This is a genomic window from Pseudonocardia sp. T1-2H (assembly GCF_038039215.1).
Taxonomy (GTDB): domain Bacteria; phylum Actinomycetota; class Actinomycetes; order Mycobacteriales; family Pseudonocardiaceae; genus Pseudonocardia.
The window spans coordinates 6,613,651-6,635,402 of record NZ_JBBPCL010000001.1 but is presented as its reverse complement, the minus strand read 5'-3'; the positions used below and the strand labels follow the sequence as shown (position 1 = coordinate 6,635,402).

The window sequence follows — 21,752 nt, the reverse complement described above, 5'->3', positions numbered from 1 at the left end:
AGAGCAGCGCAGCACCACGAGGGGGACGGCATGAGTCAGCAGGACAGCCCGGCCATCGCCCGCGTGTTCCTCACCGTCGAGGAGGTCGCCGAAGCCCTACAGATCGGCCGAACCCGAGTGTTCACGCTTCTCGCGGCGCGCGAGATCACCTCGGTGAAGATCGGCAATCTGCGCCGCATCCCGGTCGACGCCGTACACGAGTACGCCATGCGCCTCGTCCAGCTCGAACGAGAGGCGAGCTGATGGCCGCCGGAAAGAAGCGTGCGAACGGCGAGGGGTCGATCTACAAGCGCGCTGATGGTCGCTACGTCGGGTCGGCCTTCGTACCGGTCGCTGGTGGTGGTCGCCGCCGTCGCTCCGTCTACGGCAATACCCGTCGAGAGGCCCGTGATGCGCTTGATGAGCTGTTCCGCGACACGAAGGCCGGGGTGCGACGCCCGCTCAAGCGGCAGACGCTCGGCGAGTACCTCGACTACTGGCTTGAGCAGGTCGTAAAGCCGGAGCGGCGGCCGACGACGTACGCCGGCTACGAGACCATGGTGCGCGTCCACATCAAGCCCGTGCTCGGCAAGAAGAAGCTCGACGAGGTCGGCCCGGCGGAGGTCCGGCACCTGCTCAGTGTGCTGCGGGACAAGGAGACCTCGGGACGCGGCGGAGGACCTCGCAAGCTCTCACACCGCATGGTCCAGTTCGCCCACGCGGTCCTGCGGAACGCGCTTTCCAACGCCGTCCGCGAAGAGCTGGTCAGCCGCAACGCGGCGAAACTGGTCAAGATGTCGAACCCCGAGTACGACGTCGGCGCCGGTCTCGACCCGATCGCCGCCCGCGCGCTGCTCAAGCACATCGCCGACGACCGGCTGTTCACGCTCTACCTTTGCGCGATCGTGCTCGGCATGCGGCGGGGCGAGTTGCTCGGGCTGGTCTGGGACGCTGTCGACCTCGATGGCCACCGGCTCGTGGTCCGCCAGTCGCTGAGCTGGGTCCAGGGCCGTGCGGTCCTCCTGCCGCCGAAGACCAGGGCCTCGCGCCGGGTGATTCCGCTGCCCGAGGTGGTCGTCACCGCGCTGCGCGATCACCAGAAGCGTCAGGACGACGAGAGGCTCGCGGCGGGCGAGGCCTGGGAGGACACCGGGTTCGTCTTCACCGCCCGCCATGGCGCGGCCCTGTCGCCCTACACGCTGGGGAAGTACTGGCGGAATCTCCGTGACGCCGCGGGCCTGGGAACGCTGCGCTTCCACGACCTCCGCCACACTGCAGTGTCCCTGCTCCTGGCGTTGGGTGTGCCCCCGCACGTCGTTCGGGAGATCGCCGGACACAGCGACATTAAGGTCACGATGACCGTCTACGCGCATGGCAACCTGAGTGAGAAAGCTCGCGCCTTGTCCCAACTCGGCGCGACTCTGAGCGGACCGCCGAGATCGCCGACAACCACGAGCCGGGTCTACTAGAGGTGCAACCTGTCCTCTTCGGCCGGCGTGCCTAGGGGTTGCTGTCGGCAGGTGTCCGCCCGCTGCGTCCTCTTGACCATCAGACAGCAACCCCAGGCATCCGCCTACCGGATCGTCTGGAGGATCTCGCCCGACGACTCGATCCGCCAGAAGCCCCAGCCGTTGCGGTTGGGCGAGACTGCAGGGTTCAAGCTGGCGACCACCGCAGAAGCGGCAGCACTCGGGGTCTTGAAGGACTTTCCGGAGAGCGGTCCGTCCATCACATCGACCCGGTGAGTGGTCAGGTTGAACGTCCCGCGGGTCCGGTGCCCCTCGTAGTCGCCATAGACGTAGACGTGCCCGTCCGGCGCGGACTCCGGGCTACTGCCGCCCGAGGGCGGCGGAGTCGCGAACATCTTCGGAGTCGCCTGAGCGACGAGCCTCGCGATGATCTCGGTCTTGGAGACCCCAGCGACAGCGCTGGCGAAGGTCAGCTTCGCATCGGTGTCGCTATCAATGTCGATCTTGGGCATCTCAGCCTCCGTGGTGAGCATATTCAGCATGTTGAGAACTATGATCTGCTCAGAGTTCTCTGTCAAGCTCGATATTCTCCTCGCGCTCCTCTCGTCCGCAACTCCTCACGCGTAGATCAGGACCGGGGCGCGACGACAGAGTCCAGATCGTCGGCGGCGACGACGACCAAGCGCCTACAAGGACGACCCAGCTCCTACGCGAAGGCAGCGCTGGGTCGCGAGATGACGCCGCATGCCAGCCCGGACCGCGTATACGTGGCGAGTCTTGAGGGAGCCAGACGTGGGCAGCGCCGAGCACTCCTCAGCGAGGTTGCTGTCACCGGTTGCTGTCAGCGCTCCGTAACGGGCGAAAGGAGAATCAGCGATCAAGCCTCTGACCTGGCGGAAGCGGAGGGATTCGAACCCCCGGACCCTTTCGGGACTCTCGCTTTCAAGGCGAGTGCATTCGGCCGCTCTGCCACGCTTCCGTCGCGCAGCCTAGCGCCCCGGATCCCCCGGCCCGTCCGCGCGCAGCTCGTCGATGACCCGCTCCATGAAGGTGGCGGCCTGCTCGCGTTCCTCGGGGCTCAGCAGGTCCACCATGTAGCGGCGCACCCCGGAGACGTGGACGGGCGCGGCCTTCTGCAGGAGCGCGAACCCCGCCTCGGTGAGGCAGGCGAAGATGCCCCGGCCGTCGGAGGTGTCGTCGTGCCGCATCACGAGGCCGGCCTTCTCCAGCCGGGACACCTGGTGGGAGAGCCGGGACTTGGACAGGGCGAGGAAGTCCGCCAGCGTGCTCATCCGCATCCGGCGCTCGGGCTGCTCGGACAGGACGACGAGGACGCCGTAGTCCGTGTGCGAGAGGTTGTGGGCCTCCTGCAGGTCGCGGTTCAGCCGCGCGTCCATCAGGGTCGACGAGATGATCCAGGCACGCCAGAACCGCATCTCTTCGTCGTCGAGCCATTGCGGCGACGGCACGTTCGCGGTCATACCCGGAGCGTAGCGGGGTGGTGCGTTCGACCGCTCCAGTCGATCTGTGGTGGGATTCGGCTCGCCGGGCACGAGGCCGGCGGCACGGAGGGAGCAGGCCATGCGGTTCGACGAGAACGCGGACCTCGACACGTCCCGCATCGACGACCTGCGCGGCTCCGGCGGCGGGGGTGGCGGCGGCCTCGGCGGCCGTGTCGCAGTGGGTGGCGGCGGTCTGGGCATCGTCGGGCTGATCCTCTTCTTCGTCGTCTCCGCACTCGGCGGCGGAGGGGGCACCGGGACCGGTGGCGGCTTCGCCCTCCCCGGCGGGCTGTCGGGACTGCAGCAGGGCCAGACGGCGGACAACACCGCGATCGCGGAGACCTGTCGCACCGGCGCCGACGCGAACACCAGCCTCGAGTGCGAGGTCACCGCCGTCGTCAACTCCCTCGACGGCTACTGGTCGGACACCTTCGCCCGGTCCGGCCAGACCTACACCCCGCCGCGCACCAACTTCTTCGAAGGCTCGGTGAGCACGGGTGGCTGCGGCAGCGCCACCTCCGACGTCGGCCCCTTCTACTGCCCCGGGGACTCCGAGATCTACATCGACCTCAGCTTCTTCAAGGAGCTCGAGACCCGGTTCGGCGCGCGGGGCGGCCCCTTCGCACGCGCCTACGTCCTCGCGCACGAGTACGGCCACCACATCCAGAACCTGCTCGGCACGAACAGCCGGGTGCGCGCGGGCGACAGCGGGCCCACGTCCGGCTCGGTCCGCCTGGAGCTGCAGGCCGACTGCTACGCCGGCGTCTGGGGCAACCACGCGACGACCACCCCGACGGCGAGCGGCCGGCCACTGATCACCGACGTCACGCAGGACGACGTCAACGCCGCGCTGGACACCGCGGAGCGGATCGGCGACGACTACATCCAGAGCAACCTCGGCGGCGGCAGGGTCGACAAGAGCCAGTTCACCCACGGCACGTCGGCACAGCGCGAGAAGTGGTTCACCACGGGATTCCGGACGGGCGACCCGGCCCGCTGCGACACGTTCGGCACGAACAACCTGGGCTGAGCGATCCCTGCTTCGCCGCAGGTCAACCGGGGTCGTGCGTGGCGATTCCTGTTAGAGCGAGGCTAGGCACGCACAGGGGCGCCCAGGAGGTCGGCGAGGGCCGACGAGTGGCCCTCGACCTGCAGCTTCCAGTCCGGGCGGACGAAGTCCTCGCGGGGTAGGCGGAGCCGGAGGTTCTCGGCGAGCGTGCCGCGGACGGCGAGGCGGCGCAGGCCGTCCTCGTGGTAGCCGAGCTTCTCCGACACCCGGCGGGACGCGGGGTTGTCCGAGAAGGCGTCCGAGCGGGCGTGCTCGGCGCCGAGGTGGTCGAAGGCGTACATCAGGACGGCCGCGCGCATCTCGGTGCCGATGCCCCGGCCCTGGTGGCGCTGCCCGATCCACGAACCCGTGTCCACCTCCCGGGTGACGCCGAAGTCCAACCCGGTCATGCCCTGGGTGCCGATCACCTGGCCGTCCAGGCGCACGAGGAGGTGCAGGCTCCAGCTCTCCGGTGCCAGCTTCGCCCGCTCCGACCAGTGGTACTGCAGGATCCCGCGGCCGAGGTACCGCGGGTCGGCGTCCGTCCAGGGCACCAGGAACGGCATCCGCTCGGGCGGGTGGATCCCCCGGTACGCCTCGTCGACGAGCTCGAGGAGGCCCGCGTCGTCGTCGGGGCGCAACTCCAACCGGGGAGTACGCAGAACCAGGTGCTGCTGCGGCCACTGCTCCGGGTGATCCATGGGAGCAAGGGTGCCGGACTGCGTGCCCGGACACGACGGAATAGCGTCCGTGCCCATGTACGCGATCACCCTGAAAGAGTTCGGCGGCCCGGAGAACATGGAGTGGACCGAGGTCCCGGACCCGGAGGCGGGGCCCGGTGAGGTCGTCATCGACGTCGCCGCCACCGCCGTCAACCGCGCCGATCTCCTCCAGCGGCAGGGCAACTACCCGCCGCCCCCCGGGGCTTCGGAGATCCTCGGGCTCGAGTGCTCCGGGCGGATCGCCGAGGTCGGGGAGGGTGTGGAGACCTGGCGGGTGGGCGACGAGGTGTGCGCGCTGCTCGCCGGCGGCGGGTACGCGACCAAGGTGAAGGTCCCCGCGGTGCAGGTCCTGCCCGTGCCCGACGGCGTCGACCTCGTGACCGCGGGGAGCCTGCCGGAGGTCGCGTGCACCGTCTGGTCGAACGTCGTCTCGCACGCGGCGCTGAAGGCCGGCGAGACGTTCCTGGTCCAGGGCGGCAGCAGCGGGATCGGGACGCACGCGGTCCAGGTCGCGAAGGCCCTCGGCGCACGTGTGGCGGCGACGGCCGGCAGCCCCGAGCGCCTGCAGGCGTGCCTGGACCTCGGCGCGGACATCGCGATCGACTACCACGACGACATCGCCGAGCAGCTCGAGAAGGCGACCGACGGGCACGGCGCGGACGTCATCCTGGACAACATGGGCGCCAAGGGCCTGCCGAACAACGTCGCGGCGCTCGCGAGCGACGGCCGGCTGATGGTGATCGGCATGCAGGGCGGGGTGAAGGCCGAGCTCAACCTCGGCGTGCTGCTCAGCAAGCGCGCGAGCGTGACGGCGATGGGGTTGCGCGGACGGCCGGTCGAGGGCCCGAACAGCAAGGCGGCGGTGGTGGCCGGGGTGCGCGAGGAGATCTGGCCGATGTTCGCGGACGGCCGGGTGAAGCCGATCGTGCACGCGAGGTTCCCGCTGCGGGACGCGGCGGAGGCGCACCGGATGCTCGACGCGGGCGGCGTCGTCGGCAAGCTGTTGCTCGTGAACGAGTAGCCACGAGTGGCCCGGTGACCAGGTAGCTCAGTCCAGCGCGCTCAGCGCCCGGACCAGGGCCTGCAGCTCCTGGGCGTTCGTGGTGTGGGTCAGCGCGACCCGGACCGCGCCACCCACCTCGGCCGCACCCAGCCGTTCGAGGGCGCCGTCGTCGCCCGGATCGGCGAGGGCGCAGATCCCCGCTTCCGCGAGCCGCTCGACGACCTCGGGCGCCTTCATCGCGGGATGGGTGAACGCGAGCGTCGGGATCCGGTCCGTGGGCGCCCCCAGCACCTGGACCGAGGTACGGCGGTCCAGCTCGCCGAGCAGGATCGCGAACAGCCGGGCGTGGTGCTTCTCGAGCGCGGTCATGGACGCGACGATCCGCTCGCGGCGCGTGCCGGTAGCGGCGTCGTCCAGCGAGGCGAGGTGCTCGACGGACTCGGTCAGGGCCGCGAGCAGCGGATACGGGTGCGGGCCGAGCTCCAGCCGGGCGGCACCGCGGGCTGCCCGGTCGAGCGCGCGGGCCGGCAGGCGGTCCAGCAGCGCCGGGTCGGCGACGACCAGGGCGCCGACCCGCGGGCCGCCCCACGCGCCGGCGTCGAGGATCAGGACGTCCGCGCCGAGCTCGTCGATGTCCAGCGGGACGTACGGGGCCGCGGCGCTCGCGTCGACGACGAGCAGCGGGGGCCTCCCGCGCACGCCCTCGATCCGGTCCGCCACCGCGGCCACGTCCGGGCGGGTGCCCAGGCGGGGCGAGGCGGCCGTCAGCGCGACGACCCGGGTGGCCCGGGTGATCAGCCGGTCGAACTGCCAGTCCGGGAAGCTCGCCGGTCTCGATGTCGATCTCCGCACGGCGCACGGACGTCCCGGTGCGGAGCGCGTGCCGCTCCCACGGGACGACGTTGGCCGGCTCGTCCAGGCTGGTCAGCACGATCTCGTCGCCGAGCAGCCAGGTCTCGGAGACGGCACCGGCCAGCCGCAGGAGCAGCGACGCCGGGCCCGGACCGAGCACGACCCCCCGCGGGTCCGCGCCCACCAGGTCCGCGACGGCCTCGCGCGCCGCCCACTCGATCCGGGTGACCGCCTGGGAGGCGGGGGACCCGCCGCCGGGCGTCCCGACCGGGGCGCGCAGCGCGGCGATCGTCGCCGACGCGACGGGCTCGGGCATCGGCATGCCCGCGCCGGTGTCGAGCTGGATCCAGCCGTCGCCCACGGCGGGGACCAGCCCGCGCACCCGGGCGACGTCGAAGACCATGGCGACACGCTAGCGAGGGCCCGTTCCGCGGGTGCCGCAGAGCGCCGACCGGCGCGAACGGCGCGCCCGGCGTCGCCTGGCGTCGCCGGCAGGGCCCGGCCGATCCGCGCGCGCCGCCGCCCGGGGCCAGAATGGGCGCATGACCGCACCAGGAGACGACAGCACCGGAGACGGCCAGGAGCAGCAGGTCATGGTCATCGGGCCGGACGGCCGGCCGGTGGGTATGGCGCGCGTGCCCCAGGGGGCCGAGAACCAGGGCGAGGACCAGGGGGTCGGCGGCATGGTCGAGCAGCCCGCGAAGGTCATGCGCATCGGCACGATGATCAAGCAGCTGCTGGAGGAGGTCCGCGCCGCTCCGCTGGACGAGGCCTCCCGCGCCCGGCTCAAGGAGATCCACCAGAACTCGATCAAGGAGCTGGAGGAGGGCCTCGCGCCGGAGCTGCGCGAGGAGCTGGACCGGCTCACCCTGCCCTTCACCGAAGACAGCGTCCCGTCCGAGGGTGAGTTGCGGATCGCGCAGGCCCAGCTCGTCGGCTGGCTCGAGGGCCTGTTCCACGGCATCCAGACCGCGCTCTTCGCGCAGCAGATGGCGGCGCGCGCCCAGCTCGAGCAGATGCGCAAGGGGCTCCCGCCCGGCCTCGGTGGGCAGCCGGGGCAGGTGCCCGAGGGCACGGGCCGCGGCACCGGCCAGTACCTCTGATCTGCCTCTTCCGCATGAGAAACGCGGTCGCGTCGGCTGTGGGGGTGGCGGCGCCACGCCTCGGCCGACCGGTCGCGGCCCGGCGCAAAGTCCTTCCCCCGGCCGTGGGTACCCTCACCGGGTGGCCGTGACCGTCGACGACAGCAGCACCGGGCGTGTGCGCCCGGTCATCGCCGATGCCCCGGGTTCACGCAGCTGGTCGCGGGCGTTCGGGGATCTGTCCCAGGGCTGGAAGCAGCGCGCGCTCTGGGGGCACCTGGGCTGGCAGGACATCAAGCAGCGCTACCGCCGCTCCGTCCTCGGGCCGCTGTGGATCAGCATCAGCATGGGCGTCATCGCGCTCGGTCTGGGGCTGCTGTACTCGGTGCTCTTCGGGCTCCCCATCGCGACCTTCCTGCCGCACGTCGCGGTGGGCCTGCTGATCTGGAACTTCGTCAGCGGCTGCACCCTCGAGGGCAGCGAGGTCTTCATCGCCAACGAAGGCCTGATCAAGTTTCTGCCGGCCCCGCTGAGCCTGCACGTCTACCGGCTCGTGTGGCGGCAGACGCTGTTCTTCCTGCACAACCTGGTCATCTGGATCGTACTGATGATCGTGTTCCCGCACCCGCTGGGCTGGTCGCTGCTGCTGGCGATCCCGGCGTTCCTGCTGCTGATGCTCAACGGCGGCTGGATCGCGATCCTCTCCGGCATCCTCGCGACGCGGTTCCGGGACATCCCGCCGATCATCGCGAGCGTCGTGCAGCTGGTGTTCTACATGACCCCCATCGTCTGGTCCGTGGACATCCTCAGCGCGAACGCCGCCGTCGCCGAACGGGCCCGGCTGGTCGAGCTGAACCCGGTGTTCCACTTCGTCGAGATCCTGCGCCGCCCGCTGCTGGGCGAACCGACGATCTGGCGGTTCTGGGCCGTCGTCGGTGTCATCACCGTCGTCGGCTGGGTCGTCGGCATGCTCTGCCTGCGCAACTACCGCGCCCGCGTCGCCTACTGGGTCTGAGGACGTGTCCGTGAACTCTCCTGGCCCCGCACCGGTGCCGAGCATCGACCTCGACGCCGCGTGCGTCGACTTCCCGATCTTCGACGCGAAGACGCGTTCGCTGAAGAAGTCCGTCCTCGGCCGCGCGGGCGGACGGATCGGCACCGAGAGCAAGGTGCCGATCATCGAGGCGCTGCGGGACGTCACCGTCTCCCTGCGCAAGGGGGACCGCGTCGCGCTCGTCGGGCACAACGGCGCCGGCAAGACCACGCTGCTGCGCCTGATGTCCGGCATCTACGAGCCCACCCGCGGCCGGGCGGCCGTGCGCGGGAAGGTCGCGCCGGTCTTCGACCTCGCCGTCGGGATGGACCCGGAGATCTCCGGGCTGGACAACATCCTGATCCGCGGCCTCTTCCTCGGGATGACGAAGAAGCAGATGGCGACCCGGATCGACGACATCGCCGCGTTCACCGAGCTCGGCGACTACCTCGAGATGCCGCTGCGGACGTACTCCACCGGTATGCGGGTCCGGCTCGCGCTCGGCGTCGTGACCAGCATCGATCCCGAGATCCTGCTGCTCGACGAGGGCATCGGCGCGGTGGACTCGGAGTTCCTGGCCAAGGCGCGGGACCGGCTCGACGAGCTCGTCGAGCGCTCCGGGATCCTGGTGTTCGCCTCCCACTCCGACGAGTTCCTCGCGGACCTGTGCGACACCGCGATCTGGATGGAGCACGGCACGATCAAGGAGTACGGCCCGCTGCGCGAGGTCCTGCACCACTACAAGGGCCGGGACGTGCTGGCCGAGCACTTCGCGCGCCGGGACGCCGCCCGGTGACGGACCAGCTGCCCCGGGGTCCGTCGTCGCGGTCGTCGTCACCCGGCATCGCAGTGCCATGCTCGTGGACTCCCTCGCCGCGATGGCGAAGCAGACGCATCCGATTGCGCACCTGATCGTCGTGGACAACGGGCCGGACCAGCCTGCGCGCGACGTCGTCGAGGCCTGTGGGCTGCCCGCCACCTGGCTCCCGTCCTGGCGGAACCTGGGCGGCGCGGGCGGGTTCGCGCTCGGCATCCTCCAGGCGCTCGCGATGGGCGCGGACTGGGTCTGGCTGGGCGACGACGACGGGCACGCAGGCGGCGAGGACGCGCTGGCCACCTGCCTCGACCTCGCGGAACGGCGCGGGCTCGCGGCCGTCTCGCCCGTCGTCGCGGACCTCGCGGAGCCGGACCGCCTCGCGTTCCCGCTGCGCCGCGGGCTGACCTGGCACCGCACCCGCACCGCCCTGTTGGCCGCCGACGGCGAGGGGGACGCGGAGCTGCTCCCGGGCATCGCCTCGTTCTTCAACGGCGCCCTGTTCCGGGCCTCGACGCTCGACGTCATCGGCGTGCCGGACCTGCGCCTGTTCGTCCGGGGCGACGAGGTGGAGATGCACCGCCGCCTGGTCCGCTCCGGGCTGCCGTTCGGTACCGCGCTGCACGCCACGTACCTGCACCCGTACGGCTCGGACGAGTTCAAACCGATGCTCGGCGGCCGGCTGCACGCGCAGGACCCGGGTGACGCGACGAAGCGCTACTACACCTACCGCAACCGCGGCTACCTGATGAGCCAACCGGGGATGCGGAAGATCGGCATGCTCGAGCTCCCGCGGTTCGCCTGGTACTTCCTGGTGACCCGGAGGGACCCGCGGGCGTTCCTGACCTGGCTGAAGCTGCTGAACCAGGGCCGCGCGGAGCAGTTCCACCGCGCCCCCTAGCTCCACGCGGGTCGGGGACTCCCGCCACCGAGTCGCGGTATCTCCGTGTCCCCGGCTCACCGCGTCCCCGCGCCGGTTCCGGGGCCGGCCGCGAGCGCCGCTACCCTCCACGGGTGACCGCCACCCGATCCGAGGGGACCGCCGCGCCCGGCCTCGTCGCACAGCTGGTCCGGTTCGTCGCGGTCGGGGTGGTGTCCGCCGCCGTCGACTTCGGGATCTACCACCTGTTCCTGTCCTTCGGTACGGCCCCGTGGCTCGCCCGCGCCGTCAGCTTCATCTGCGGCACCACCACGGCGTACTTCCTCAACAAGCGGTTCACCTTCGGTGACAGTGCCGGCGGCCGCGGCCGGCTCGCCGGCTTCGTCCTCCTCTACGCGACGACGTTCGCGATCGCCGTCGGGGTGAACTCGCTGGCCCTGGCGCTGCTGCCGGAGATCGCGTTCAAGGCCTCGCTCGCCTGGGTGATCTCCCAGGGCACCGCCACCGCGATCAACTTCGTCATGCTGCGGACGGTCGTCTTCCGCGCCTGACCCGGGCTCCCGCCCGCGCCGAGCCCTTTCACGGCGTCCGACTCTGCGCTACGAAGTACGTGCTCTTCGGGTGCCCTCCGGCCGGGCATCGGCGTGCTCTGGTTACTCGACGGCGTGGGCCCCGGGCGGCGGCATCCTGCGGAACGGCGGCGGTTGTCCCTGGCCCGGGGCGGGGGTCAGCGCGTTCGTCGGGATCCGCTAGAAGGCCCTCCCGGCGAAATGGAAGCGGCGGCGGACGAGGACCGAGCCCATGCCGGTGCGGCCGTAGATCCGGAAGTGCGGGCGGCCCGCGAGGGGGACGACCGGGACCCGGCTGCGGACGCTGCCCATGCCCGACACCAGGTCGTCGACGTCCGCCGTCGCGTCGTCCGGGACCAGCAGCCGGGCCGCGCCGGCACCGAGCTCGCAGCTCCACCTCGATCACCGGATAGCTCAGCGTGGCGTCGCAGAAGTCGAGCAGGACCGCGCCGACCGTGCTCTGCACCCGCAGCCGCGCCGGGACGGACCAGGCGCCCGTCCGGCGGAGCGTCCCCATCCCGCCGCGCAGGACCAGCGGCGGGCCGACGGGCGTCGAGAGGGGTGGCGGCGGGAGCATGACCTCCAGGGGTTCGCCGGGGAGGTCCTCGAGCGGGGGCACGAGATCGGCGGCGTACCGGGCGGCGTAGACGACCGCGAGCCGGTCCTCCAGCTCGGCCATCGTGATCCGGCCCTCGCCCATCGCCTCGTGCAGGCGCGCGGCGGCGCGCTCACGGTCCGCGTCGGAGATCCGGAGCCGCGGACGGTCTCCGGGATGGGGCTGCACGCTCACCCGGATCAGGTTAGCCGCGGGTCACGATCGTGGCGTCCCTAGTGCACACGGAAGAGCCACGCGCCGTCCAGCGGCTCGCCCTCGGCCCCGGTCACGCGCCGCGTCCAGGCCAGCAGCTCCGCCGTGTCCCGGCCGGGTTCCGGGACGACGAGCACGACCGTCACGCCGGATCGCCGCAGGTCGGCGGCCGCGGACGCGGCGTAGGCGTCGTCGAGGGGCGGCAGGCCGAGCCCGGCCCAGTTGGCGCCGTACTGGTAGCGGTTCCGCGGGGACTCGATCAGCAGCGGGCTCCGCTCGTCCGCGCCGATGAAGTAGCCGCCGGTCATCCGGAACGCCATCCCGGAGGCGACCTGCCATCGCAGGGCGTCCGCGCCGCCGTACCACCAGCTCGTCGGCCGCGGGTGGATCTCGGCGACGTCCCCCGGGCGCAGGTGCGTCGCGAGCCCGGCGACGAAGGCCGGTGAGCCGGCGGGCTGGGTCCGCTGGGCGTCGGCGGGATACCAGGAGACGACGGCGGCCGCGGCGACGACCAGTGCGAGCACCCGCGGGAGCGGCGGGAAGGCGGGTACCCGCTCCAGGAACAGGGCGACGACGGTCGCGAGCGCCAGCGTCGTGAACACCTGGAGCCGCACCGGCTCGAGCTCACCGAGCAGCCGCAGCCCGGTGAAGGCCTTCCAGGGCAACGTCACGCCCGTGCTGCGGGCGGCGATGTGCAGCGTCGGGCCGAGCGACAGGACGAACGCGATCACACCGACGACGGCGGGAAGCCGCGTCGCGCGGACCGTCACGACCGCGACGAGCAGCAGCACGAGCACCGCGACGCCGAGGTAGCCGCCCTGCTCCCCCAGGTTCCCGACCATCGGCGGGGTACCGAAGGGTCGGAACGCGCTGAGGAAGGTCGGCGAGAGGACGTTCGCGAGGTCCGTACTGCCGTACTCCGGCACCCGGATCGGCACGCGCGGGCGGACGGGGCCGGCGAGCACGAGGTAGAGCGGATAGGCGGCGAGGACGGCGTAGGTGCCGACGCAGGCCGCGCCCGCCCGGACCAGGCCGGGCAGCCGCTCCCGGACCTCGCGCGGATACCGGGCCGCCAGGACAGCGGCGGTGACCAGCAGCATCAGGGCGCCGGAGGCGACCGTCTGCGTGTAGAGGACCGTCTGGACCGCCAGCGCGAGCCCGGTGAGGGCGCCGGTCAGGAGAGGCCTTCTCACCGGAACGACGAAAAGCCGGTGCGCCAGGTACAGGAGCACCGGCGGCAACACCGGCCAGACCAGGTTGAGGTGCCCGGCCGACAGGTGGGCGAGGGTGAACGGGGAGAACGCGTAGAGCGCGCCGGCCACGATCCGCGGCGATACGCGGTGGACGTACGGCCGCAACGCCGCGACGGTCACCACCCCGGCGACCACCGGGCCGAGCACCATCCCGGTGTTGAACGCGGCGACGGGACCGGCCGTCAGCGTCACGGGCGCGAGCAGCAGGCCGAGGACCGGGACCGACGTGTTCCACATCGCGTTCACGCCCAGCGGGTAGTGCTGGAAGTCCGTCAGCAGCGGGTTGTGCCCGTGGCGGAGGGCGTAGGGCAGCCAGTTCAACCACCAGGTGAAACCGTCCGGATCCGCGCTGACGCGCCCGATCGTCGCGCTCCCGAAGCGACCCAGGGCGTCGCGGTGCAGGGCCAGTGAGCCGGCGAGGTAGAGCACGAGCGCGATCGCCGGTGCCGGGGCGGCCCGGTGGGACCGCGCGGGGACGGCGGTCGCGTCGGACACCGGGGCAGCGTCGCACAGGCCGGGTTCGTGCTGTTCCGGGCGGTCGTTGCGGCGGACCGACGGCCCGTCCGGGTCGCGGCGCGTCCCCCGGTAGCCTGAGCCGCGATGACCAGCCTGCCCAGCGAGACCCGCGCCCTGCACGGATGGGGCCGCACCGCCCCCACCGTGGCCACGGTGATCACGCCGCGGAACCCGGAGGAGGTCGCCGCCGCGATCACGTCCGCGGGTCCCCGCGGGATCATCGCCCGTGGACTCGGCCGCTCCTACGGCGATCCCGCGCAGAACGCCGGCGGCACCGTCCTCGACATGACCGGCCTGACGGCGGTCCACTCGATCGACGCGGACTCGGGCCGGGTCGTCGTCGACGCCGGGGTCTCCCTGGACACGCTGATGCGCCGCGCCCTGCCGTTCGGGCTCTGGCTGCCGGTGCTCCCGGGCACCCGCCAGGTGACGATCGGCGGCGCGATCGGCGCGGACATCCACGGCAAGGCGCACCACGTCGTCGGGAGCTTCGGCAACCACGTCGAGGCGATGACGCTGGTGACGGCCGACGGTTCGGTCCGCGAGCTGACGCCGGACGGCCCGGAGTCCGAGCTGTTCTGGGCCACCGTCGGCGGCATGGGGCTCACCGGCGTCGTCGTGCGGGCCGTGCTGAAGCTGCACCACGTCGAGACCGCCTACTTCAAGGTCGACACCGAGCAGATCGACAACCTCGCCGACCTCATGGACCGCCAGACCCGGGACGACGAGAAATACGCCGAGTCGGTCTCCTGGTTCGACGCCGTCACCACCGGCGAGCACTTCGGCCGCGGCATCCTGACCAGGGCGAACCACGCGACGCTCGCGGACCTGACGTCCAAGCAGCGCAGGGACCCGCTGAAGTTCGACGCGCCGCAGTTGCTGACCGTGCCGGACGTCTTCCCGCCCGGGCTGCTCAACAAGCTCACCGGGAAGATCTTCAGCGAGGCCTGGTACCGCAAGTCGCCCACCAGGATGGGCGCGATCCAGAACATCACCCAGTTCCTGCACCCGCTGGACATCATCGGCGAGTGGAACCGAGGGTACGGACCGCACGGGTTCCTGCAGTACCAGTTCGTGGTCCCGCTGGAGCGGGGCGACGTGATCCGGACCGTGCTGGAGCGGGTCACCGCGGCCGGGCACGTGTCCGCGCTGAACGTGCTGAAGCGTTTCGGCGAGGGCAACCGGGCACCGCTGTCCTTCCCGAAGCCGGGCTGGACGCTGTGCCTGGACATCCCGATCGGGCCCGGGCTGGGCGCGCTCTGCGCGGAGCTCGACGCGATCGTGCTCGACGCCGGCGGCCGGCACTACCTGGCCAAGGAGTCCCGGACGACGCCGGAGGCCATCCGCCGCGGCTACCCGCGGCTCGACGAGTGGCGCAAGATCCGCGCCACCGTGGACCCCGAGGGCGTGTTCGCGTCCGACCTCGCACGACGACTGGAGCTCATCTGATGATCGACGCCGTGGGTAACCCGCAGAGCATCCTGCTGCTGGGTGGCACGTCCGAGATCGGGCTCGCCGCCGTCGAGGCGTTCGCCGGGGACCGGCCGCTGCGCGTGATCCTCGCCGCCCGCCCGTCGGCCAGGCTCGACGGGGCGAAGGTTCGGCTCGAGAGCCGTGGCTGCGCCGTCGAGACCCTGGACTTCGACGCGCTGGCCCTGGACACGCACCCCGAGGTCGTCGAGAAGGCGTTCGCGGCGGGGGACGTCGACGTCACGATCGTCGCGTTCGGGCTGCTCGGGGACAACGAGCAATCGTGGACCGACGTGCCGACCGCCGTCGAGCTCGCGCAGGTCAACTACACGGCGGCGGTGTCCGTCGGGGTGGCCGTGGGCGACAAGCTGAAGGCGCAGGGGCACGGCTCGCTCGTCGCGCTGTCGTCCGTGGCCGGGGAGCGGGCGCGCCGCTCGAACTTCGTCTACGGCTCCACCAAGGCCGGGCTGGACGCGTTTTACACCGGGCTGACCGAGGCGCTGCGGCCGTTCGGGGTGACGGTGAGCGTCGTCCGCCCCGGGTTCGTCCACACGAAGATGACCGAGGGCCTCAAGGCGGCTCCGCTGTCGACGACCCCGGAGGCGGTCGCCGAGGTGATCGTGGACGCCGTCCGCGGGAAGAAGGAGCTCGTCTGGGCCCCGGCCCCGCTGCGCTTCGTCATGTCCGCGCTCCGCCACGTCCCCCGCCCGATCTTCCGCCGCCTCCCCCTTTGAGTGCGCAGCCTCGTCACCGCACTAGGCACTCACAACCCCGCCTGAGCAGCGGGAACAGGTGTTGGCGGCGAGGTGGGCCCCGGAGCGGAGCAGGACCGTGGTCACCTCGGCCGCGACCACGCAGGGGGTGGGCGTGACCTCCCACCAGCCGAACACCAGGCTCGCCCGGCCGGCGAGCTCCGCGGCGTTGCCCCGACGCCTGTCCTTCAGCGCCACGTCCGCCTGCAGGTGCGACCGGCCGTCGAGCCGGACGGTGAGACGGGCGCCCGCGCCGTCGTAGACGACGTCCTCGTACAGGGCCCGGCCGTCGACCACGACGGGCTGTTGACGCCGTCCGGCCGGCAGGCCGTGTGCCTGTTCGACGTCGACGGCGTAGCGCTCCTCCAGCACGGACTGCACGCCGCCCGAGACCATGCGCACCGCCTCGTCCAGTGCGTTCCGGTACCGGAGCGGCGGACGTTCGAGGAGCCTGCGGCGGACGTCGTTCGGGCTCACCCTCCCCGTCCCCAGGACCGCCGTCAGCAGCTGGCGGGCCGCCCGGGCGTCGGGCTCGGCGACGGCGACGTCGATCGCGGTGTCCGCCCTGCTCGTCATCGGCGGATGGGTCGCCGCCACCAGATGCCGGTGGGCCCGGGACCGGTGGAGCAGCACGATCGGGAGCTGGGAGACCGCGGAGCGTCCGTAGGGCACGGTGATCTCGACCGGGAGCGTCGGCCCGGGCGGGAGGAGACCCCAGCGTTCCGCGGCGGTGCGGTGGCTGAGCAGCGCCGACGGGCCTCCGTAGAGCAGGGCGGCGACGACGAGTGCCTCGGGCGGCAGGGGCCCGGTGAAGGTCGCATAGACCCGAGGCAGCACCTGTTGCCAGCGACATGCACGGACCTCGGCGGCGATGCGGGCGACCGTGAACCCGTGGGCGCGGAGCTGCTGATGGGAGACGACGCCGTGCTGCTCCGCCAGGAGGACCGACCAGGTCGGGGCGGACTGTCGGGACGACAGGATAGGCATGCCGTGGACCATTCCGCCGATGCTGCCCGGCGGGGGGATGACCGCCCGACCTGTGGACAACCAAGCCAAGGTCTGGACAACTTGTTCTCGCAGATCAGTGGCGGTCGTGCGCGTGAAACCTCGTTCTAGCGAGGTTTCACGCGCACGGGCCTACCAAGAATTGACGTGCAGGACGGTGTCCAGGGGCTGGCGCGGGGCGAGCTTGAAGTCGGTGCCCTTCGTGTAGGCGACCGGGAGCAGAACGCCCTGGCGGACGTCCGCCGGCATCCCCAGGAGCTCCGCGATCGCCTTCTCGTGCTTGAGGTGCAGGGTGGTCCAGGCGCTGCCCAGGCCCCGGGCGCGCAGGGCGAGCTGCAGGCTCCAGGCGGCGGGGAGGAGCGAGCCCCAGAGGCCGGCCTGGTTGCCCCGCGGCAGCTCCTCGCCGGCCTGGATCGCGCCGATGATCAGCACCGGGCACTCCGCCATGGTCTCGGCGAGGTACTCCGCACTGGAGGCGACGCGCTGCTGGGTCTCGGCGCGGTCGCCCTCGTAACCCGCCTGCCGGCCCGCGTAGCCGGCGGACCGGCGATACCCGTCGAAGGACTCGGCGTAGTAGTCCGCGACGGCCTTGCGCTTGTCCGGGTCCGTCAGCACGATCCAGTGCCAGCCCTGCACGTTGCTGCCGCTCGGCGCCTGCAGCGCGACCTCGAGGGCCTCCCGGATCACCTCGATCGGCACCGGGCGCGAGTAGTCGAGGCGTTTGCGCACCGAACGGGTCGTCGTGAGCAGTTGGTCGGGGTCCAGCGGGAGCAGCTCTGCCATGACTGCATCATCACCCGCCGACGGGGACGGGTTCCACGCGGATCACCCCCGGCGGCCGCCACGGGGACGAGGTCGCCACGCCGGGACCGCGCTCGGAGAACACGAGCCGCATCGTCGGGGTCATCGGCGGGCCCGTCCGCAGCCGGGCGTAGTCGAGCCTCAGGACCGCGCGTTGCAGCGGGCCGCCCGCCGCCACGCGGTCCGCGAGGGCCCTGGCGACGAGCGCCCGGTCGGAGAACGTGTCGACGACGGTGCAGTCGCAGTAGTAGGCGATCGTCCCCGGTTCACCGGGTGACAGCACCACGGTTCCGGCCGGGACTCCCGCGGCCACGGCGGCGTACTGCTCGGCGGTCGCCCAGTTGGTCGTCACCGGCGATGTGGACCACGGGTGGCGCACCAGGAACCCGCCCGCGACGACGACGAGCGCCGCACCTGCCGCGATGCCGAGGCCGCGAACCGGTCGGGGCGCCGGGGCGAGGCTCATGACCGCCAGCATCGTCAGGGCGCCGATCGCGGGACCGTAGTACCAGTGGTACGGGGCGGTGCCGAGGCCGACGTAGACGCCGGCGTGCAGCGCGGCACCGACGCCCCACACGGTGACGAGCGTGAGCTCGGCCCCGTCTCCGCACCAGCCGGACGAGGACGGTCACCACGGCGGCCAGCACGCCCGCCCCCGCGGCGAGGACGGACAGGAGCACCGCTGCCGGGTAGGTGTCGTGGTAGAGGAGCAGCCCGTTGCCGAAGTTCCAGGGGCCCCAGTGGTCCCCGACCTTCAGCAGGACGGTGTCCGGCAACGCGGAACCGAGCACCAGCCAGCTGGTCACGAACCAGGGCAGTGCGACGGCGGCCGCCACCCCGACGACGACGAGCGCCCGCCGGAACAGCGCCGGGACCAGCAGCGCCGCGAGCCCGAACGCGACGAGGTCCGGCCGGGTCAGGACCAGCAGCCCGACGACCGCCCCGGCCTCGACCGGCCGTCGGCACACGGCGGCCCGGGCGAGACAGGCGATGAGCGCGACGGCGAGGTAGGTCTCCATCCCCACCGTCGAGGCGAGGAGCGGGCACACCGCGACGGCGGCGACACCCAGCGCGGGCAGCAGCAGCGGGCGGCCGTGCACCCGGCCGATCGAGGAGAGGGCCCACCCGAGCACCCCCAGCGCCACCACGAGCAGGACCCCGGCCGCGATGACCGGGTCCCGGGTGACCAGCGAGAACCCCGCGAGGAGCAGGACGTTCAGCGGCGAGGTGGCCGTGTTGGCCTGGTGTCCCGGCTCCAGTGCCCACTGTCCGTGGAAGGCGAGGGACCGCGCGTAGTCCAGCGTGATGTACGCGTCGTCGATCAGGGCCCGGCGCGCGAGCAGGAACAGCGCCAGCCCCAGCAGCCCGCCGAAGGCGGCGACGACGAGGCCCCCGCGTGCCGGAGGACTCTCGGAGGCGAGGAAGCGGGGGTCGGTCGTCGGACCACTCCGGCCGGAGGGTGAGCGTTCGGCGACATCCACGCCCGGCACGGTACCGAGCGCCCCCCTTTCGGGTGTATCCCGTGGATGCTCGTCACGTTACGTATCGGGAACCTAGGCGGGGTTCTCCACCACGAACACCGAGGACTCCCCCGCTCCCGGCTTGAGCACCAGTCGTCCGGACGAGAGCTGGGAGGCCACGGGGGCCTCGGCGCGGGCGTCGAGCCACGACGGGAGCCGGCCGTAGGGGCCGTTCCACAGCCCGTCGCTGCCCTCGTGCCAGACGACGAACCCGGCGCCGGCGAGCAGCTCGCGCCACTCCTCGTGCGGGCGGGGGAAGGGCGCGGTGCGCCGGGCGTCCCCGGTGAGGCGGTGTGCCCGGCCCGTCGAGTCCGCGACGACGACCAGGGCGCGCCCGCCGGGTCGCAGGACCCGCCGCCAGCAGGCGACGGCCTTGTCCCCCGCGGCCGTGTCCATCCGGTCCAGGACGTGCAGCGCGGCCAGGCTGCGGAACGCCTCGGTCGGCAGCTCGGCTGCGGACGTGTAGACGGGACACCCGGGCGCCTCGTCCCGGACCACGGCTGCGGCGGTGCTGGGGAAGGCCAGCCCGGACACCGGGCCGAGCTCGATCAACCGGCGCATCAAGCCGCCCGTCGCACAGCCGGCGTCCAGGTACGGACCCCGGCCGACGTAGTGCCGGATCAACCGGACGTACCAGCCCAGGAGACGCTCGGGGGGCAGCGTCGAGCCGGAGGGATCGTGCACGGGGCGTTCACCCGAGGATGTGGCGCTCATCGCAGGTTCGTGGGGTTCCGTTCTCGACCGGCAGGGGTGTGCCGCGAACCCGGAACCGGTGCGCCCCGGCTCGTCAGGGCGTGGGCCGGGCCCCGAACTGCGGCGAGTCGATCCAACCACGTTTGCCCCGGCCCGGGCCCGGGCGGTGCTTGCCCGGGCCGCTCCGGGCAGCGGCGGAGGCGGCGACGAGGTCCGCGGCCAGCTTCGTCCGCGGCTCGATCCCGGCCCGGCGCGCGAGGATCGCACGGCCGACCGCCCCCGCGGCGACGTCCGGCTCCCCGGTCGGAGCGTCGTCGCGGGAGACGGCCGGCGCGGCCGCCGGGACGCCTGCGGGGATCACGCTGCGCTGCTGGCCGGGGACCACCGGGACCGGCCCGGTCGAAGGCCGGGCGATCGGGATGCCCCGGGTCTCGGGATCGCGTCGGGCCTCCTCGTCCCGCACCGGCTGCTTCGCGAGCGGCTGCCGTACGACGCGGATCGCCCGCGTCTCCGGGTCCCGCCGCGCCTCGTCGTTGCCGACGGGCCGGTCCTGCCTCGGGACGGCTCCCACCATCGGCGCCTCTGCGGCCGGCTCCGCCGCGACGTGCAGGACCGGATCCGCCGAGCCGGCGCGGCGAGGGACGCTCCCCAGCACCCTCAGCCGCCGCCGGGCCGGCTCCTCCACCCCCACGAACAGCAGGTGCGCGACCGGCAGCGTCGCCACCAGCACCAGCATCCCCACCACGTGCGCCAGCAGCGTGTTCCCGGCCAGCACCGCGCCGCCGTCGGATCCCCCGAAGTGCCGCAGGGCCAGCCAGAACACCTCGAACATCGGGATGTGCACGAGGTAGAGCGCGTAGGAGATGCGCCCGCCGTGCACCATCCGCTCCGTCGAGAGCAGCCGGGCGATCCCCCGATCGGCCAGCGCCAGCGACCCCACCAGCAGCGGGAACAGCACGATCACCGCGCCGCCGCGGCCCGGGCCGGCGAGCTCCCCGGCGAGCAGGCCGACGGCGATCAGCACGGGCGTCGCCGTGCCGATCCAGGACGCCGCCCGCCGGACCCCGTCCGACGCCCGCAGCCGCCGCACCACCAGGTAGGTCAGCGCTCCTCCGCCGAAGCCGCACAGGATCCGCACCACCCAGCTCCACGGGTAGTACGGGCTGCCGGTGGACACGTAGGCCAGCGCGATCGGCGCCATCAGCCCCAGCGCCCCCAGCGCCAGGACGACGACCGGCAGGTTCCGCAGCCGGTACAGCACCACCGCGGCCACCGGGAACAGCACGTAGGCGAGCCACTCCGCGCTGATCGACCAGGTGGAGCCGACCCACGACGCCCCGTCGAAGAACGGCTGGTCCCAGAGCTGGACCATGAACATCTGCTGCAGCCACTGCCCGAGCCCGAGCTTCGGCTGGACCCCCTGGAACGCGATGTTCGGGTCCGAACCGAGGACCGCGCGGGCCACCAGCCAGATCCCGAACAGGTTGAACACCAACACATAGGCCGGCCAGATGCGGCAGGCCCGCGCCCAGACGAACCGGCCGGTCTCCCGTGCCCGCAGCCGCGGACCGAGCTGCTCCAGATAGGTGTAGGCGATCACGAACCCGCTCAGCACGAAGAACAGGTCCACCCCGAGCGCACCCGCGGTGATCAACGGGCCGAACACCCCCACGACGTCGGCCACCCCCGGAAGGGCCGTGAAGTGGAAGTGGAAGACGACGACCCACACCGCCGCGACGATCCGCAGCCCCGTCAACGCACGCAGCTCCCCAGTGCGTTTCGGGGCGATTCGAGCTGCGGTGATGGTCACGTTCGCCTCAACGACCGATCGGGTGTCAGCGTCACGGGCGTCCCTCAACAGCGCCCGTTCAGCCCAGTTGACTACGCAGAGTCTCGGTATCACCGGGCGATCCACCTTGAGATCTCGTTCGAGCGGACCTACGCAACGGAGGCGCCCGGCGACGGTGAGCAACGGTTGTCT

General features: G+C 72.2%; 21 protein-coding genes, 1 tRNA gene and 3 pseudogenes. 11 read left to right on the top strand and 14 right to left on the bottom strand.

The annotated features are described in order from the left end of the window. Positions 1 to 243, top strand: a 243-nt coding sequence (locus WBK50_RS32725) for an excisionase family DNA-binding protein (RefSeq protein WP_341339233.1), incomplete at its 5' end; no start/stop codon positions are given. After that, a complete protein-coding gene (locus WBK50_RS32720; protein ID WP_341339232.1) occupies positions 243 to 1,448 on the top strand; it encodes a tyrosine-type recombinase/integrase in 1,206 nt (401 codons plus the stop codon). The genes WBK50_RS32725 and WBK50_RS32720, both read left to right, overlap by 1 nt. Positions 1,449 to 1,552: 104 nt before the next feature. Here the strand turns inward: WBK50_RS32720 and WBK50_RS32715 are convergent, their stop codons facing one another. From WBK50_RS32715 to WBK50_RS32705, 3 genes are all read right to left on the bottom strand, one after another. Continuing rightward, entirely contained in the window at positions 1,553 to 1,960 is a 408-nt protein-coding gene (locus WBK50_RS32715; RefSeq protein WP_341339231.1) for a hypothetical protein, read from the bottom strand. Between the two features lie 379 nt (positions 1,961 to 2,339). Further along, positions 2,340 to 2,427, bottom strand: a tRNA-Ser gene (locus WBK50_RS32710). A gap of 10 nt (positions 2,428 to 2,437) precedes the next feature. Then, entirely contained in the window at positions 2,438 to 2,929 is a 492-nt protein-coding gene (locus tag WBK50_RS32705; protein ID WP_341339230.1) for a MarR family winged helix-turn-helix transcriptional regulator, read from the bottom strand. Between the two features lie 100 nt (positions 2,930 to 3,029). Between WBK50_RS32705 and ypfJ the strand changes: the two genes are divergently transcribed. Continuing rightward, positions 3,030 to 3,980: a KPN_02809 family neutral zinc metallopeptidase gene (gene ypfJ, locus WBK50_RS32700; RefSeq protein WP_341339229.1), complete on the top strand. Its 951-nt coding sequence runs from the start codon at positions 3,030 to 3,032 to the stop codon at positions 3,978 to 3,980. A 62-nt stretch (positions 3,981 to 4,042) separates the two neighbouring features. On the opposite strand, the gene WBK50_RS32695 is transcribed toward ypfJ, so the two are convergent. Beyond that, on the bottom strand, positions 4,043 to 4,699 hold the full coding sequence (locus tag WBK50_RS32695; RefSeq protein ID WP_341339228.1) for a GNAT family N-acetyltransferase: 657 nt from the start codon (positions 4,697 to 4,699) through the stop codon (positions 4,043 to 4,045). Positions 4,700 to 4,754: 55 nt separating this feature from the next. On the opposite strand from WBK50_RS32695, the gene WBK50_RS32690 reads away from it, so the two are divergent. Continuing rightward, positions 4,755 to 5,741: an NAD(P)H-quinone oxidoreductase gene (locus WBK50_RS32690; RefSeq protein ID WP_341339227.1), complete on the top strand. Its 987-nt coding sequence runs from the start codon at positions 4,755 to 4,757 to the stop codon at positions 5,739 to 5,741. Between the two features lie 27 nt (positions 5,742 to 5,768). On the opposite strand, the pseudogene WBK50_RS32685 reads toward WBK50_RS32690, so the two are convergent. Beyond that, positions 5,769 to 6,978, bottom strand: a pseudogene (locus tag WBK50_RS32685) (aminotransferase class V-fold PLP-dependent enzyme). Positions 6,979 to 7,201: 223 nt separating this feature from the next. Here WBK50_RS32685 and WBK50_RS32680 point away from each other — a divergent pair. From WBK50_RS32680 to WBK50_RS32660, 5 genes and pseudogenes are all read left to right on the top strand, one after another. Next, a complete protein-coding gene (locus WBK50_RS32680) occupies positions 7,202 to 7,678 on the top strand; it encodes a bacterial proteasome activator family protein (RefSeq protein WP_341339584.1) in 477 nt (158 codons plus the stop codon). A gap of 121 nt (positions 7,679 to 7,799) precedes the next feature. Further along, positions 7,800 to 8,672 carry a galactan export ABC transporter permease subunit Wzm/RfbD gene (gene wzm / locus WBK50_RS32675; RefSeq protein ID WP_341339226.1) on the top strand — a complete coding sequence of 291 codons (873 nt, stop codon included), beginning with the start codon at positions 7,800 to 7,802 and terminating at the stop codon, positions 8,670 to 8,672. A 34-nt stretch (positions 8,673 to 8,706) separates the two neighbouring features. Further along, on the top strand, positions 8,707 to 9,486 hold the full coding sequence (gene wzt, locus WBK50_RS32670; protein ID WP_341339583.1) for a galactan export ABC transporter ATP-binding subunit Wzt/RfbE: 780 nt from the start codon (positions 8,707 to 8,709) through the stop codon (positions 9,484 to 9,486). 4 nt (positions 9,487 to 9,490) lie between these two features. Then, positions 9,491 to 10,405: pseudogene (gene glfT1, locus WBK50_RS32665) on the top strand (galactofuranosyltransferase GlfT1); the annotation flags it as partial. Positions 10,406 to 10,518: 113 nt separating this feature from the next. Next, the gene (locus tag WBK50_RS32660; RefSeq protein ID WP_341339225.1) at positions 10,519 to 10,935 is read left to right on the top strand and encodes a GtrA family protein; all 417 of its coding nucleotides are present in this window, start codon (positions 10,519 to 10,521) and stop codon (positions 10,933 to 10,935) included. Positions 10,936 to 11,133: 198 nt separating this feature from the next. Here the strand turns inward: WBK50_RS32660 and WBK50_RS32655 are convergent, their stop codons facing one another. The 3 genes and pseudogenes from WBK50_RS32655 to WBK50_RS32645 all read right to left on the bottom strand — a co-directional run bounded on the left by WBK50_RS32655 (position 11,134) and on the right by WBK50_RS32645 (position 13,509). Then, complete coding sequence (locus tag WBK50_RS32655) at positions 11,134 to 11,265, bottom strand: hypothetical protein (RefSeq protein ID WP_341339608.1); 132 nt, start codon at positions 11,263 to 11,265, stop codon at positions 11,134 to 11,136. A gap of 343 nt (positions 11,266 to 11,608) precedes the next feature. After that, a pseudogene (locus WBK50_RS32650) lies at positions 11,609 to 11,653 on the bottom strand (hypothetical protein); the annotation flags it as partial. Between the two features lie 128 nt (positions 11,654 to 11,781). Next, positions 11,782 to 13,509: a hypothetical protein gene (locus WBK50_RS32645; RefSeq protein ID WP_341339224.1), complete on the bottom strand. Its 1,728-nt coding sequence runs from the start codon at positions 13,507 to 13,509 to the stop codon at positions 11,782 to 11,784. A gap of 105 nt (positions 13,510 to 13,614) precedes the next feature. Between WBK50_RS32645 and WBK50_RS32640 the strand changes: the two genes are divergently transcribed. Next, positions 13,615 to 14,979 (top strand): FAD-binding oxidoreductase, encoded by a 1,365-nt coding sequence (locus tag WBK50_RS32640; protein ID WP_341339223.1) that lies wholly within the window; start codon positions 13,615 to 13,617, stop codon positions 14,977 to 14,979. After that, positions 14,979 to 15,734, top strand: coding sequence for a decaprenylphospho-beta-D-erythro-pentofuranosid-2-ulose 2-reductase (locus tag WBK50_RS32635; RefSeq protein ID WP_341339222.1), 756 nt, complete (start codon positions 14,979 to 14,981; stop codon positions 15,732 to 15,734). Before WBK50_RS32640 ends, WBK50_RS32635 begins: the two co-directional genes overlap by 1 nt. Positions 15,735 to 15,755: 21 nt before the next feature. Here the strand turns inward: WBK50_RS32635 and WBK50_RS32630 are convergent, their stop codons facing one another. The 6 genes from WBK50_RS32630 to WBK50_RS32605 form a co-directional block, all read right to left on the bottom strand. After that, complete coding sequence (locus WBK50_RS32630; protein ID WP_341339221.1) at positions 15,756 to 16,739, bottom strand: hypothetical protein; 984 nt, start codon at positions 16,737 to 16,739, stop codon at positions 15,756 to 15,758. Positions 16,740 to 16,889: 150 nt separating this feature from the next. Further along, the gene (locus WBK50_RS32625; protein ID WP_341339220.1) at positions 16,890 to 17,540 is read right to left on the bottom strand and encodes a nitroreductase family protein; all 651 of its coding nucleotides are present in this window, start codon (positions 17,538 to 17,540) and stop codon (positions 16,890 to 16,892) included. A 10-nt stretch (positions 17,541 to 17,550) separates the two neighbouring features. Next, a complete protein-coding gene (locus WBK50_RS32620) occupies positions 17,551 to 17,844 on the bottom strand; it encodes a hypothetical protein (RefSeq protein ID WP_341339219.1) in 294 nt (97 codons plus the stop codon). Further along, positions 17,825 to 19,039 carry a hypothetical protein gene (locus WBK50_RS32615; RefSeq protein ID WP_341339218.1) on the bottom strand — a complete coding sequence of 405 codons (1,215 nt, stop codon included), beginning with the start codon at positions 19,037 to 19,039 and terminating at the stop codon, positions 17,825 to 17,827. The genes WBK50_RS32620 and WBK50_RS32615 overlap by 20 nt, the downstream gene beginning before the upstream one ends. Positions 19,040 to 19,111: 72 nt before the next feature. Further along, positions 19,112 to 19,792, bottom strand: a complete 681-nt coding sequence (locus WBK50_RS32610; protein ID WP_341339217.1) for a methyltransferase domain-containing protein — start codon at positions 19,790 to 19,792, stop codon at positions 19,112 to 19,114. A 73-nt stretch (positions 19,793 to 19,865) separates the two neighbouring features. Continuing rightward, on the bottom strand, positions 19,866 to 21,527 hold the full coding sequence (locus tag WBK50_RS32605) for an acyltransferase family protein (protein WP_341339216.1): 1,662 nt from the start codon (positions 21,525 to 21,527) through the stop codon (positions 19,866 to 19,868). Between the last annotated feature and the right edge of the window lie 225 nt (positions 21,528 to 21,752).